Annotated in this window: 14 protein-coding genes; 4 read left to right on the plus strand and 10 right to left on the minus strand. The window is 65.8% G+C overall.

Features of this window, described 5'->3' with window-relative positions; genetic code table 11:
- Positions 1–130 precede the first annotated feature (130 nt).
- A complete protein-coding gene (locus ACZ6D7_RS11340; RefSeq protein WP_469487296.1) occupies positions 131–1,318 on the minus strand; it encodes a tyrosine-type recombinase/integrase in 1,188 nt (395 codons plus the stop codon).
- Positions 1,293–1,859: a hypothetical protein gene (locus ACZ6D7_RS11345; RefSeq protein ID WP_469487300.1), complete on the minus strand. Its 567-nt coding sequence runs from the start codon at positions 1,857–1,859 to the stop codon at positions 1,293–1,295. The genes ACZ6D7_RS11340 and ACZ6D7_RS11345 overlap by 26 nt, the downstream gene beginning before the upstream one ends.
- Positions 1,860–1,985: 126 nt before the next feature.
- On the opposite strand from ACZ6D7_RS11345, the gene ACZ6D7_RS11350 reads away from it, so the two are divergent.
- The gene (locus ACZ6D7_RS11350; protein WP_469487303.1) at positions 1,986–2,168 is read left to right on the plus strand and encodes a helix-turn-helix domain-containing protein; all 183 of its coding nucleotides are present in this window, start codon (positions 1,986–1,988) and stop codon (positions 2,166–2,168) included.
- 110 nt (positions 2,169–2,278) lie between these two features.
- On the plus strand, positions 2,279–3,226 hold the full coding sequence (locus tag ACZ6D7_RS11355; protein WP_469487306.1) for an AAA family ATPase: 948 nt from the start codon (positions 2,279–2,281) through the stop codon (positions 3,224–3,226).
- A 471-nt stretch (positions 3,227–3,697) separates the two neighbouring features.
- On the opposite strand, the gene ACZ6D7_RS11360 is transcribed toward ACZ6D7_RS11355, so the two are convergent.
- Positions 3,698–8,563 carry a DEAD/DEAH box helicase gene (locus ACZ6D7_RS11360; RefSeq protein WP_469487309.1) on the minus strand — a complete coding sequence of 1,622 codons (4,866 nt, stop codon included), beginning with the start codon at positions 8,561–8,563 and terminating at the stop codon, positions 3,698–3,700.
- A gap of 214 nt (positions 8,564–8,777) precedes the next feature.
- Between ACZ6D7_RS11360 and ACZ6D7_RS11365 the strand changes: the two genes are divergently transcribed.
- Complete coding sequence (locus ACZ6D7_RS11365; RefSeq protein WP_469487316.1) at positions 8,778–8,966, plus strand: hypothetical protein; 189 nt, start codon at positions 8,778–8,780, stop codon at positions 8,964–8,966.
- Between the two features lie 304 nt (positions 8,967–9,270).
- Here ACZ6D7_RS11365 and ACZ6D7_RS11370 read toward each other — a convergent pair whose 3' ends face one another.
- From ACZ6D7_RS11370 to ychF, 7 genes are all read right to left on the minus strand, one after another.
- Positions 9,271–9,459, minus strand: a complete 189-nt coding sequence (locus tag ACZ6D7_RS11370) for a hypothetical protein (protein WP_469487318.1) — start codon at positions 9,457–9,459, stop codon at positions 9,271–9,273.
- Between the two features lie 75 nt (positions 9,460–9,534).
- Positions 9,535–9,777 (minus strand): DUF7848 domain-containing protein, encoded by a 243-nt coding sequence (locus ACZ6D7_RS11375; protein WP_469487322.1) that lies wholly within the window; start codon positions 9,775–9,777, stop codon positions 9,535–9,537.
- On the minus strand, positions 9,774–9,995 hold the full coding sequence (locus ACZ6D7_RS11380) for a hypothetical protein (protein WP_469487325.1): 222 nt from the start codon (positions 9,993–9,995) through the stop codon (positions 9,774–9,776). Before ACZ6D7_RS11380 ends, ACZ6D7_RS11375 begins: the two co-directional genes overlap by 4 nt.
- 260 nt (positions 9,996–10,255) lie before the next feature.
- Complete coding sequence (locus ACZ6D7_RS11385) at positions 10,256–11,104, minus strand: helix-turn-helix domain-containing protein (protein WP_469487949.1); 849 nt, start codon at positions 11,102–11,104, stop codon at positions 10,256–10,258.
- Positions 11,086–11,595 (minus strand): DUF6879 family protein, encoded by a 510-nt coding sequence (locus ACZ6D7_RS11390; RefSeq protein WP_469487328.1) that lies wholly within the window; start codon positions 11,593–11,595, stop codon positions 11,086–11,088. Before ACZ6D7_RS11390 ends, ACZ6D7_RS11385 begins: the two co-directional genes overlap by 19 nt.
- The gene (locus tag ACZ6D7_RS11395) at positions 11,582–11,797 is read right to left on the minus strand and encodes a hypothetical protein (protein WP_469487331.1); all 216 of its coding nucleotides are present in this window, start codon (positions 11,795–11,797) and stop codon (positions 11,582–11,584) included. Before ACZ6D7_RS11395 ends, ACZ6D7_RS11390 begins: the two co-directional genes overlap by 14 nt.
- Before the next feature lie 369 nt (positions 11,798–12,166).
- The gene (gene ychF / locus ACZ6D7_RS11400; RefSeq protein ID WP_469487334.1) at positions 12,167–13,255 is read right to left on the minus strand and encodes a redox-regulated ATPase YchF; all 1,089 of its coding nucleotides are present in this window, start codon (positions 13,253–13,255) and stop codon (positions 12,167–12,169) included.
- A gap of 268 nt (positions 13,256–13,523) precedes the next feature.
- Between ychF and ACZ6D7_RS11405 the strand changes: the two genes are divergently transcribed.
- Positions 13,524–14,081, plus strand: coding sequence for a DUF6542 domain-containing protein (locus ACZ6D7_RS11405; protein ID WP_469487338.1), 558 nt, complete (start codon positions 13,524–13,526; stop codon positions 14,079–14,081).
- Positions 14,082–14,090 lie beyond the last annotated feature (9 nt).

Raw genomic sequence — 14,090 nt, forward strand, 5'->3', positions numbered from 1 at the left:
AACGATTCAACTACACGTTGAAGCGGAACGTTCAAGAATCCCCCTCCTCTCCAGTGTTCCCAAGGGTTCTGCCCTCTCGACCCCGTGTCGGGTCAGCACCAAGTCAGCACCATGTCGCAAGGTCAGCACCTCACGCCGCCAGCGCCGACGCCTGACGGGGTACCGACGGGCGCAGCGCCTCCTGCATGACATCCCGGCAGCGGTCCCACGCCTCCGGCACCAGGTGCCCGTACGTGTCGACGGTCGTCTTGATGTTGCGGTGGCCGAGCCAGCGGCTCACCTCATGGATCGGCACCCCGTTCGCCAGCGCCGTCGAGGCGAAGAAGTGTCGCAGTGAGTGCGGCGTGTACTTCGGCTTCCCGTCCGGCGTCACCACACCGGCCGCCTTCAGCGCCTTACGCCAGTGGTAGCCGTAGGTCGAGGCCGTGGGCATCTTGCCCTTGCCTCGCTCACGCGGGGCGAACAGCACTTCCAGGCCGTCGAGCTCGACCGTCCCCCAGCGCTTCAGGTGCAACCCGATCTCCTGATCGAGGAAGAGTGACGTGGGTACGTCGCGGAACTCCTCCGCCGTGCGGTGCTTCAGCGGGACGAAGCGCGTGACACAGTCGCCCTGGTTTGCCTTGGCGCTGATCTGCCGACGCAGCCGGAGGAAGCCGTCCCGCTGGCAGTCGACCGAGAAGCCGAGCGCCTCGCTGATGCGCAGCCCCGCGCCTGCCTGGAGCCACACGGTGAGCCGGTACTGATCGGACATGGCGGCGGCGATGGCGTACACCTCGGCGAGCGTCGGGATCTCGTCCGGGTCGACCGCAGCGCCCGCCGTCTTGAGCGGCGGCACCTCATCACACGGGCTGCCCGGTATCCGGCGCTCCTTCACGGCTGCCGTCATCATGCTGCGCAGGATGTTCATGCGGTCGTTGACCGTCGCGGCCGTCAGCCCTCGGGCCACCATGGCGGCCTGGAGCTTCTTCACGTCCGCGACGGTGAGGCCAGCGAGCGTTCGGGAGCCCAGCTCGGGGATCAGGTGGTTGGAGAGGAAGCCCTGGTAGTTGCGCCGAGTGGACTCGTTCACGGGGTGCTGCTCCAGCCACTCCTCGGCCCACTTGCGGAGCGAGACCCGGCCGAGCTGGTGGTCGATGTAGACGCCCTCGCGCTTGTCGTTCTCCGCCTTGATACCGAAGTCCTCGGCCTCCCGCTTGGTCGGGAAAGACTTCTCCCGCTGCCGAGCGCTACGCCCGCCGGGCTCGCGGTACCGGACGGTCCACATGTGCGCGCAGCGTGCCTGGTTGCGGCAGTCACACTTCTTCAGAACCTTGGCCAACGTCCAGCCCCCTCAGAATCTCGATCGTCTTGTTGGTGAGCCGCCCGCCGGCCTTGCCCTCCACCTTGGTCAGGAATCCCCTCTGCCGAGCTGCCCGCAAGTGGCCCTTCAATGTGGCCTGCTTGGTCCCGGTCCACAGCTCCAGATCGTGGATGGGGGCCCGCCGTCCGGCGTCAACGCTCCGCACATACAGGCCGGAGAGCACCGCCAGGTACTCGTCAGAGAGCCCGCGAGGTAGAGCTTCGAGTTCTTCCCGAAGCTTCTCCACCGCCGTCTTGGCCGAGACAGCGGTTTCTGCCACCGCGGCAACGTCCGCAGCGAAAGCGGCGGTGTCGATCTGCCGCAGCACCGTGGTGGATACACCACGGGCGATCTCCTGTGGATCGCCAGCCTCGTGCGGCTCGATCCGGATCTCCTGGGGGCCGCCCGAGTAGCCGAGCAGCGGTCGCCACAAGGTCACCTTCCATGAGCCGATACGCAGCTCCTGCTCAATCCCCTCGCGCCGTGGAGCGTCGTCGTTTGGGCCGTGAATGATCGCCATGGGTCAGAACGTAGGAGACAGCACCTGAATCGTCAAGTCCAGACACGACAGATCCGGACTTGACAGAACAGGACTGAAACCGCACGATGGCGATCACCTGATACCGCCTTCTCTGGGAGACCGCCTTTGGAACCGAACCGACTGATGAGCGTCAACGACGTGGCCGACTACCTGGCGATGAAGCCCGCGTGGATCTACAACAACCACCGCGCACTCGGCATCCCGTCCCGCAAGATCGGCGGACACCTGCGATTCCGCAGGTCGGAAGTCGACCGCTGGATCGACCGGAACTGTCCCGCCTCCGCCTGACCGGCCCGACCACCGCCCACATGCCCCCGAGCGAAAGGAGCACATGACCCCCGCATCGACGGGGACCACGGCGCTCGCAGCGCCGCCACCGAAAGGACGGACCACCACCCGTGGGAGCCATCACCACCAAGGGGCGCAAGCTCCACGAGATCCAGCACGTCCCGTACGAGAAGGCGTTCCTCATCGGAGACCTGCTCACCAGCAACATCACCATGCTCGCCGGCGAACCCAAGGCCGGGAAGACGCTTCTGACCGCTGGGATGTCCATCGCCCTTCTGAACGGAGCCGACGATTTCCTCGGCCTCCCCGTTCTCCGCCCCTGCCGGCACATCGTCTTTGGCCTCACCGATGACGGCGCTCAGGAAGAGCTCCGCGAGCGCCTTCACGGCGCGGTACCCAAGGATTCCGTCACCGTCTTCCCCGTCGAGAACACCGGGCAGGCCGACTACTGGGAGGGCATCCACGATGACCTCATGGACCTGGGGGCCGACCTCTTCATCCTCGACAACGTCCTGGGAGCCCTCGGCGACGGCGAGGACATCTCCTCCCCCGTAACGGCCCGGCGCATCATCGACAAACTCAAGCCGATCAGCAGCGCGGGCATCCCCGTACTGGCCGTCACGCACACCCCAAAGGGCAACAGCGAGGGCCTCACCACGGCCTCCGCCCCCATCGGCGGGCGAGCGATGGCTGGAGGCGTCCGAGGCGTCGTCGCCCTCCGGAGGTCCAAGAAGGGCCGGAGCATCCAGACCGCGATCAACCGGGCCAGGACCGACCTCGACATCGGGGTCACCGTCGGGCCAACCGGCAGCGACTCCGAGGTGCCTGTCTGGGAGCGCCTGCACACGAAGGCCCAGCGTGAGCCGGGCATGCCGCAGGCACGGTTCTGGTTGGATCACCTCGTCGAGCAGGTCATCGACGAGCAGCCATCAGAGACAACCTTCGCTGCGCTCGCCAAACGCTACGCCGACAGCGTCGACAAGAGCAGCAACACCGTGAGAGCAGAGCTCGCGAAGAGACTCAAGCACACCAGCGAGGGATGGGCCGCGGCAGGATGAGCTGCTGATGATGACGCACCCTCTTACAGAGACCAGCATCATCAACAGCTACCTCGCTCCGCTCGGCAAGCCTCGCTCCGCTCTGTCGTACTTGTACGTGCACGAGTGCAAGTACGTACTGAACTGGGACAAGCTCAAGAGGGCCGCCTTCGCGGCCCTCAGTTGTAGGAGCCAGCGGAAGGCAGGGAGCACCAGTGCGGCCCTGCCGGGGCCGCCAAGGGAAGGGTTCAAGGGGGCGCTGCCGCGCCCCACCTGGCGAAGACATCATGGAAAACGGCCGGGCGGCCCCGGCAGGGCCGCACATCCGGAGGCAAAGAGCTCTCTTGTTGTTGGGCCGCTGCGCGGCCGCTTGAGCGTTGCCCTCTACTGCTTCCGCCGGTGCCTGCCAGGAGGCCGCCTTTGGCGGCCCACCTGGTCAGACTTCTTGGTCAACTTCCTTCGATGCTCTTCGCCATCGAGCCGACTGTCGGGCTACTCCAGGATGTCCAGCGCCGGAAGAGCGTCCACGATCTTCATCGTCTCCAGGCTGACCGTGACGATCCGCTTGAGCAGGTCGATGATGTACCTCGGGTCGTCGGACCAGTCGTTGGGGTCGTTGACGATCTCCGATGCCTTGTCGACCTTGACCTGGTAGCGGTCGATGATCCACTCGATCGCAGAGCGGGCACCGAGCTGGTAGCGGTACGCCTCCTCCGGGATGTTGGTCAGCTTGACCCGGGTGTTGTAGACGATCGTGGACCGGTCAGCCTCACCCTTCACCTTCGGGATCTTCATCTTGGTGACCCGGTACAGCTCGGTCGCGGGCGTGGCAGTCGCGTCACCACTCACCGTCTCGACGATGCCCTTGTACGGCTTGGCCTGCTCGTAGTCCAAGTGCAGCTTGGCGAGCGCGCGGCCGGCCGCGGCGAAGCCGTGGAAGTCCTGGACCTTGGGGATGCGGGGCAAGGACTTCTTCAAGTCGGCAGCAAAGCGCTCCCGGAAATCCAGAGAGTGGAGCAGAGCGTAGGTGTAGTAGAAGATGTCGTCCTTCGCGATGGCCGGGTCCTCGTAAGCATCGCGGTACCCCGCGAGGGCGGCGTCGGTGATGTTGTCGACACGCTCGTAACCTTCGCCCTCCCCGAAGTCGAAGCCGCCGTCGACTGCCAGCTCCCGGTAGGTGTACCGCGGGAAGAAGTACCCGCCCTTGCCGAAGACATCAAGGTTGGGCACGTGCCTCACCATGAGCACGGCCGGCACAGTCGTGGCGTGCACACCGTTGCTGTAGAAGCCGAAGTTCTCGTGCTCGGCCGTAGGGAACAGTCGAGGCAGCTGATACGTCATGTCGTTCAGCCGCGAGTGGAAGTACAGCTTCTGCTTGGTGAAAGGTCGGTAGGAGGAGGTGACTACGCAGGCGGCGTCGTAGACGTACTTCTCGCCCTTGGCGAGCCTGGTTTTGTCAGCGCGGTTCCAGCTGATCTTCTTCCCGTCGGTGTCGATCCACTGCTCCACGTCCTTCACACTGGGAGCGGTCTCTTCGCTGGCCTTGCAATGGGCGTGGAATCCCTGCACCTGATCGTTGTAGAAGTCGATCATCGACTCCATGTTGGTGCGGACCTTCTCCTCGGAGAAGTTGTAGACCCAGGAGTCACGGGCGGAGTTCAGGCCGCTGGAGTAGAGCGCGAAGACAGACTGGCTGGCGAGGATCTTGTCCTTGTCGCCGATCGCCTGGAATGCCGCGTAACTCTCGTCTCGCTGGTTGATCCAGTCGCCCTCGACGTTCGGCGTGATCTTCTTCCACTCCACGGTGTCCAAGCTCTGGGCGCGGAGCTTGTTCAGCTTGTCCTCACGGGTGAGGTAGTCGTCGACCTCGTGGTAGTGCAGCTCGCAGCTGGACGCGGGACTGCCGTTCTTGCTGCCCTTGACGAGAATCAGGATGGCGACAGTGTTGCGGCTGCCCGAGCCGAAGATCTTGCCGCCTTCCTTCCGGGCCTGCTCACCGGCGGTGCGCTGGTTGCCCCGCAGGTTGTAGCAGTAGATCGCGTCGAACTCGCTGACCAGAGACTTGCGCAGGCCATCCGCACTGGTGCCGTCGATGTAACCGCCGTTGGAGACAAACGCGACGACGCCTTCACCCGTGATGCGGTCCGATGCCCAGCGGATGGCTCGGATGTAGGAGTCGTACAGCTTGTTTTTGTTGCCGACCGCGGACTCGGCCACGTACGTCTCGGCGATGCGGGCGTCCAGCACCTCGTACTTGAGGTTCTGGTTGTTGTCGTTGACACTGTCCTGCCCCACCGAGTACGGCGGGTTGCCGATCACGACAGTGATGGGCTGCTTGCGCTGCTTCCTGGCCCGCTCGCTGTTGCCCTCCAGCACGTCCATACCGTCGAGCTTGGCCGTGCCGCCTTCGGCGAGCTGGAACGTGTCGGTCAGGACGATGCCCTCGAACGGCTGATACTCGCCGCTGGTCAGATCGTGGAAGGCCGCCTCGATGTTGACGGCTGCGATGTAGTAGGCCAGCAGCACGATCTCGTTGGCGTGCATTTCGCTGGTGTACTTGCGTAGCAGGTCCTCTGGCTTGATCAGGCCGGACTGGAGCAGCCGCACGGGGAACGTGCCGGTGCCGACGAACGGGTCGATGACGTGGACCTTCTGATCCGAAAGCGACCGTCCGAAGTGCTTGGCCAGGGCCTGCTCGGTGGAGCGGATGATGAAGTCGACGACCTCGACAGGGGTGTAGACGATACCGAGCGCGTCGGCTGCCTTCTTCGTGGCCGTCTTGAAGAACTTGTCGTAGAGCTCGACGATGAACTGCTGGCGGCCCTCGTGGTTGTCGACGCCCTCGGCACGCACCCGCACCGACCGGTAGAACTCCTCCAGAGTCCTGGCTTCGGTCTCCAAACCCTGATCGTCCAGGACGTCGAGCATCCGCTGCATGGCCTTGGACACCGGGTTGTGCTCGGCGAAGGCGTAGCTGCTGAACAGCGCATCGAAGACAGGCTTGGTGACGATGTGCTGGGCGAGCATGTCGATGGCGTCAGGTTCGGTGACGCCGGGGTTGATGGTCGTGCGCAGTTCGGCAAGAAACTGCTCGAACGCGGCCCGCTTGTCGGGGAGGGCGAGGGCGGCCTTGATCCGCGTAACGTGGGCCTGGGCGATCTCGGCGATGTCCTTGGCCCAGTCCTCCAGGTACTTGCGCTCGCCGACCTTGTCCACGATGCGGGCGTAGATCGCGTCACGCCAGTCTTCGACCTTGAACAAGGCCTCTTGGACGTGCTGGGCGCTCTTGGCTTCCTGGGCCGCGTGGTCGGAGGTGCTGGAGCCATCCTGGTCGCCGACGGTCTCGTCGCCCGGCCCGATGTGGCCCACGCCGATGTTCTCAGGGGCCTTGTTGTTCAGCTTGATCTGGTTGACGGTCGCGTTGAAGCGGTCGTCGTGGGCACGCAGTGCCTGGAGGACCTGCCAGACCGTCTTGAACCGTTCGTTCTTCGAGAGCGCCTGCTCCGGCGGCATCCCCGCCGGGACGGCCACCGGCAGGATGATGTAGCCGTAGTTCTTGCCCGGCGCGATGCGCATCACTCGGCCGACCGACTGGATCACATCGACCACAGAGTTGCGCGGGTGCAAGAACAACACCGCGTCCAGACTCGGCACGTCCACGCCCTCGGACAGACAACGGGCATTGGAAAGGATGCGGGCGCTGGCCGGACCGGGATCCTGCTTGAGCCAGTCGAGGAGCCGGTTGCGCTGGAGGGTGTTGAAGTTGCCGTCGACGTGGTCGACGTCGCAGCGAAGCACCTCGTCGTCGCCGTCGTCGTAGGCGTCAACGATCTCGTTGAAGTGGGTGGCGATTTTCTTGGAGTCGTTGATGGAGCGAGCAAAAGCTACAGCGCGCTTCATCGGGGCCTCGTCCTCACCGAAACCGGAGCCGTCGGTGAAGGTACCGGTGCGCTTGGCCATCGCGTTCCAGCAGCCGATGATCTTTGCGGCGTCATCGAGGTTCAGCTCGGAGGCGCCGCCGGCGAAACCCTCCTGGAGGGTCTTGGCGACAACGCCCTCGTCGACGGTGAGTATGAGGACCTTGTAGTCGGTGAGCAGGCCCTGCTCCACGGCTTTGCCGAAGCCGAGGCGGTGGAACTCGGGGCCGTACTTCGACTCGTCGTCCATTGAGGCAACGACCGCGTCTGCGCCCTTGGCGTCCTGCTTGGTGTCGTCGCTGTACACACGCGGGGTGGCAGTCATGTACAGGCGGCGGTCCGCGCCGATGAAGCTGTCGTCGTGGACGCGGACGAACGCGGACTCGTCGTGTCCGGACAGCGTAACGCCGGTGGTGCGGTGGGCTTCGTCGCACAGGATCAGGTCGAATCGGGCCAACCCCTGCTGCTGGGCAGCGGCAACGGTAGCGATCGACTGGTAAGTGGAGAACACGACCGTCAGCCCCGGCGTGGCCTCGACACTCGCCATCTGGGCGACCAGTCGGTTCGGGTCGGTGGTGGCGGGCAGGGCCAGGTCATGGGCGGCCATGTCCTTATCGTCGCCCTGGGCCTTCTGCTTACCGACCTTGGTGTCCGAGCAGACGGCGAAGGCCCGCAGCGGTACTGCGGCCTCGTACGACCACTCACGCAGCGTCTGCGAGAGGAGAGCGATGGAGGGAACCAGGAACAGAACGGTGGTGTGGTCGCCCTGCCCTGCCTCGGCCCGCTGACGCTGGAAGCGCTCCGCGATTTTCAAGCTGGTGAAGGTCTTGCCAGTACCGCAGGCCATGATGAGCTTGCCGCGGTCGTGCTCGGCGAAGCCGGCAAAGACATCGTCGATCGCATCGCGCTGGTGCGGGCGCGGCTTCTTCTTCCCCCGCAGCGTCACCTCGAACTCGACGTGCAGGTTTGGAGAGGGCATGTGCCACTCCACCGGGCTGTTCGCAATGTCCGACAGGCCGAGCCGGGTGACGGGGATCTGCTGGTCGTCCAGGGCCGACTCGGCGTGATCACTCCACTTGTCGGTGGTGGAGACGATCATCCGGCGAGTAAAAGCGCCCTTGCCAGAGGCCGTGAAGAAGGAGTCGATGTCCTCCTTGCGGATCGTGTGGTGCGGCTCGTAGAACTTGCACTGGATGGCACAGAAGCCACCCGTCTCCCGGTCCTGCGCAACCAGGTCGATGCCCGTGTCCCGCTTGTCGTGATCGGCCCCCGGCCAGTCGGCCCACATCCACACGCGGCTGAACTGCTCGGTCCACTGCGGGTCGGTGCTCAGGTACTGGACCATGAACTCCTCGAAGCGGGTTCCCCGGTCTCGGTTCCCGGTGGAGCCGTCACGGATCGCCTTGAGAACGTCGTGCACCGACGTCGTGGTCGCAGTCACGCGCTTCGCACCCCATCACACTCAGTAGCGCGCCCGTCCGCACGCCGCATGGCTCACACCAGAATCTTCACAACCCTACTGGTCAGCCCCAGAACGAGGGACCAGATCGGCCCTGAAACCGCGACGCGATCTCGGCCGGTAAGACACTGCGGTAAGGAACCTTGGCCACGCGGATTACCCCAAGGGGCCCGGAAAGCGGCGTTACCGTGGAGCGATGTCCAACGATCACGACGCCTTCGACACCGGCCTCGGCTTCGCCCTCCAGGTCACCGGGTTCGAGCTGGCCACCGAACCGCCGGCCCCAGACACTCCTCTCGGCCGCATTCTGGCCTACGCCGCTGAGCATGGGTACGAGTCTCTGACCGACGAGCACTTCGACCTGGCCAAGCTCGGCCTCCTCTGACCTCGCTGGCGCATTGTCCCTGGTCAGACAGGGTGCTACTGTCGGCGCCGCACCTTCCCCTTCTCTCGCTGACACTTGAGTAGGCCGGTGCGAAACGGCCCTCGCTTTCTCCGAGGGCCGTTTCTCTTTGCCACCGGGGCGCCCGCTGGCGCTCCTCCTGATCGGCCCTGAAACCGTGGCGCATTCTTGACCGGTAAGACGTGGCGGTGAGCAAACCACACCCCAAGGGGTCATCCCCCACCCCCTTCGCCGACCTTGCCTCCCAGGGCACCGGATGGCGACCCCTGCCAGGCACTGCATGACGTCAACGAACGGGTGGCTCCTTGAAGAGGATGCGAGCAAGCTCAAGCCGCTGCTCCTTCGACCACTTGACCAAGCGCCACTCCACCGTCACCTGCGGATTGGTCGTCGACCGGTAGCTGATGACCCGAGGCTGCTCGCCCAGCGGCTCGCCTTCGGGCTCATCGTGCTCTGTTACCGGCGTCTGGGCCATGAGCCAGCCTCCCGTATTTCCGCTCGTCCATCGTTACGTGCGGGGCTTCGTCCAGCACTCGCACCTCGCCGGTGTTCAACGAGCCGAGGCGGCTTCCGTACCGACCCTGGTCACCATGGCGAAGGAGGTACAGGTGCGCCGAAACTCCGGGTGTCCTGTCCGACCGGTATGGCTCATGCACTCGATGTCCACCGCTGCGCCATCGGCCGACGGCGTCGCCTTCCACTCGCACGCCATGCACTCGGCCGCGAAGGTGACGTCAGTGCCTGGCTGCTGTGTGATCCGGTGCTTCACGAATCGCAGGACGGAGCGGGTCACGGAGCGCTCTCCGGCGCCCTCATGGCCTTGACCATCTGTTCCGCCACGTCCGCTCGCACCATGCCGACGTGCACGTACGCCGTGCCCTTGTGGGTGACCATCGGGCGGACGCTGCCACACACGCTCTGAGGGGTGCCGAGGGCGGCAAGAGCCGCCCGCAGTGCCTCGGCTGCCTCGGTGGCCCTTGCTCGGCTGTCCCGCCACGTCTGCATGTCCATCACCGGCGCCCTCGCGTCTTGTGCGGGTGGCTTCGGATCTCGATGTCGGCGTCCGTCGCCGCGGACAGGTCTCCCCGGTCTCTCGCTGTCTGCCGTTGCCTCGCGAGTGCGGCGCATACATCGCACCCCAGCACCGGTTCCGGAGGCGTCGGCGGAAGTGGCAGGTGCACGGGTCCTGACTGTGGTCATGGTCGCTGGCATGGCTACTCCCCGGCTTGGATCTCGCTGCAATCCATCTTTGGGGCTCCGGCCGAGCGTCCCTACCCTCTTTCCCGTTGCGGCAAGAACTCGTCTCGGATGCTTTCGACGAGAGCTCGCATCTCCTCGCCGTAGACCGCTACGTCGGCGAAGCGCTGGAAGGTGTCGACGTACGTCTGTATGTCCCTGGGGTCGCGTGTCGTGATCTCCGAGTGGAACGTCTCGACGATCACCAGCCGGTCATCGTGGACGCTGAAGCACGTCATCGGGAAGTCTGGCATCCGACCCGTCAGGGGCACCGTCCCGACCGTCACGCTGGGGAGCCGGGACAGGGACACGAGCCGATCGAGCTGTACTGCCATGACGGCCGGCTCGCAGACCAACCACCGAAGGACGTGCTCACAGATCACGAAGTGGAACGAGCGGCCGTCTTCGTAGAGCGTCGCTTGTCGCTCCATCCTCGCCGCCACTGTCCGGGCCCTGGTTTCATCCGGGAGCGCGGGCGGCAGAGAGAACACCGCCGAGGCGTACTCCGGCGTTTGGAGGAGTCCGGGGATGAGTTGTCCCTGGAACAACCTGAGCGCCTTCGTGTTGGCCTCGATGGCCTTGATGGTGTTCTGGTGCTTCCACGGGCCCATGCGGCGCAGCAGGCGCCACGCTGTGGCCTCCGTGACCTCGGCCCTGGCGGTGGCGAGGAACTGTTCCTTCACCTCTTCCGAGACGCCGAGCGCGGACAGGATCAGGTCAACGTCCTGCACAGTGGGCAGGGTTCGACCGTTCTCGATCTTGGACAACTTGCCCGCGGACATGGAGGCTCTGCGGGCCACTGCGTCACCGGTCAGCCCCGATGCCTCCCGCAGTGCCCGCAGAGCTCTCCCGATCGACTCCGTGGTCAGTGGTGCCGCTCCCAGTAGGCCGCGAACGGAACGGCGTGCGTGAGCGCCACGTCGCGGTAGCCCTGGTATTCCGCGAGCCGGTTGGCAGGCAGGAGTTTGCCGCCGAGGAACCGGCCCTCGGGGGTGTAGTGCATTCGGTACACGTCGCGGTCGTCGAAGAGCCAGAAGTCGTGGTCGGGTAGACCTTCCACGTCCTGTTCGGCGAGGTCGATGATGCCGATCGACTCCCTGGCCTTGATGTTGCCGGGGTAGGCCGCCAACTCGTAGCGCAGGTAGTCGGTCAGCGGAGAGCGCAGGACGTGGACTCGGGACACCTGTTTGCCCTTGTCGGTCATGGACCGCACCCACGGGTTGTCGTCCCACTCCGACCCCATGGCCTCGCCGGCCAGGAAGCGCGCGATCTCCTCGCGCTCCTCCTCCACGTCGTACTCGGCCAGCGTCTCCAGCCGGAACGCGGTCCGCTCGAACGTTTCGAAGAGGCGCCCGAACTCCTCACCGGTGAGCACGGAAGTGCTCCTCCAGCACGGCCGCGGGGATCATGACAGCAGTCTCGCCCTCGGGCAGGTCGAGCTGCGCCAGCTGCTCAGGGTCGTTGATCACGTAACCCTGTACGACGTACTCCTTGCCGTCGGCCGTGCCCCACAGGGTGGGGCAGGTGCCATTCTTGCAGTCCGGGTCTCCCGAGAGCTTCCGCAGCGGTGCGCCCACGGCTTTCCCCCTCCTGTCGACAGGCTTGGTCAAGGCGATGCTCCCGACCTGCCAACTTCCGGGTCAAGCTCCCCGGCTTTCCAGAACAGGAAACCCGGCAGGCATTCGTTCATCAAGGACCCGGCATCTCCGGAGCAGCCCCGGCCGAGAGACGTTCGCAGGCACTCGCCCTGTTCTTACGGCCTCGCTGTTACCCCAGATCAGAGCGGGCCCTCGCGTCCCTCGGCGAGTCAGCACCAAGTCAGCACAGGACCCGGAAAAGGCCGGAAACAGCAGGAGAAAACAAGAAGGGGCCAGACCGTGAAATCTGGCCCCTGACCTGGGGTTTTACCCTCTGACCTGCATCTCAGCAGATCGAGGGATAAGCCACTACACGTTGAAGCGGAACTCCACGACGTCCCCGTCCTGCATGACGTACTCCTTGCCCTCCATGCGCGCCTTGCCCTTGGCGCGGGCCTCGGCTACCGAGCCGGTCTCGACGAGGTCGGCGAAGGAGATGACCTCCGCCTTGATGAAGCCCTTCTGGAAGTCGGTGTGGATCACGCCGGCGGCCTCGGGGGCGGTGGCGCCCTTCTTGATCGTCCAGGCGCGGGACTCCTTGGGGCCGGCCGTGAGGTAGGTCTGCAGGCCGAGGGTGTTGAAGCCGACGCGGGCCAGGGTGGCCAGGCCGGGCTCCTCGGCGCCGACCGACTCCAGCAGCTCCATCGCGTCCGCCTCGTCCAGCTCGGCGAGGTCCTGCTCCAGCTTGGCGTTGAGGAAGATCGCCTCGGCGGGGGCGACCAGGGCGCGCTGCTCGTCCTTGAAGGTGTCGTCCATCAGCTCGTCCTCGTCGACGTTGAAGACGTACAGGAAGGGCTTGGTGGTGAGCAGGTGCAGGTCGTGCAGGAGCTCCTCGTTGCCGGAGCCCTGGACGATGCCCGCCGAGAAGAGGGTGTCGCCCTTCTCCAGGATCTCCTTCGCCGCCTCGACGGCCGCGACCTTGGGCGCGATGTCCTTCTTGATCCGCGACTCCTTCTGGAGGCGGGGCAGGACCTTCTCGATGGTCTGGAGGTCGGCGAGGATCAGCTCGGTGTTGATCGTCTCGATGTCGTCCTTCGGCGAGACCTTGCCGTCGACGTGCACGACGTTCTCGTCCTTGAAGGCGCGGATGACCTGGCAGATCGCGTCGGACTCACGGATGTTCGCCAGGAACTTGTTGCCCAGCCCCTCGCCCTCGGAGGCGCCGCGCACGATACCCGCGATGTCGACGAAGTCGACGGTGGCGGGGAGGATGCGCTGGGAGCCGAAGATCTCGGCCAGCTTGGTCAGCCGGGCGTCCGGGACGCCCACGACACCGACATTCGGCTCGATCGTGGCGAACGGGTAGTTGGCCGCCAGCACGTCGTTCTTGGTCAGGGCGTTGAACAGGGTCGACTTGCCGACATTCGGCAGACCGACGATTCCGATCGTGAGCGACACGTTGCGACTTCCCGTAGTCAGAGGGCCAGGGGGCCGGTTCCCGGGGCTTCCCGCCGTGGGGACCAGGGGGCAGAGGGCCGGCCGATCCACCAGTTTACGGCGTACCCGGCGCCGGCCTCGCGGACCTGTCGAACGCATGGCCAAGGTCCGCGCCCCGGCGTGTCCGACGCCCGATTCGCCACATAAAACGACCTAACTTGGTGGAGTGGAGCAACACAGGACGCGTCCCCCGCACCCCGGCCCGCGACGCGGCACCCTTCCGCCGCAGGTGGACAGAGAGCGTGCGGGCGGGCGCGAACGTCAGGAGCCGCGCGCCGTCCCCCGTGCCGCACGGGGCCCCGCCGCGTCCGGTGCCTCCACCCGCTCCCCCGCGGCCCCCCGGCCACCCCGTGTCCCCCGCCCCTCCCCCACCGGCGCCCGCCGGCTGCCGAACCCCCGGCTCACCGGTCTCGGCAGCGGGCTGTTCAGCATGGCGGTGATGAGCGCGCTGGGGTGGCTGGACGGCCTGCTCTTCGGGGCGTCACTGACGGTGTACGGCGTGCTGTTCCTGCCGGTGTGCGTCCTGACCGCCCTCTGGGTGCGCCCCGTCGACCTGCTGTCACCGCCCGTGGTCGTACCGATCGCCTTCGCCGTGGGCCTGCTGCCCGTGGTCGACGACGGCGACGGCATCGGGGCCCGGCTGATGGGCCTGGTCACAGCGCTGGCCACCCAGGCCGGCTGGCTGTACGCGGGCACACTCGCCGCGACCGTGACCATCCTCGCCCGCGGCGTATGCCGGGCGAGGGCCCGCCGCCGAGCGACGACCCGACCCGCCCGACGAGGCTAGGGCCTGTCC

The sequence above is a fragment of the Streptomyces sp. NPDC041784 genome (genome assembly GCF_055591025.1).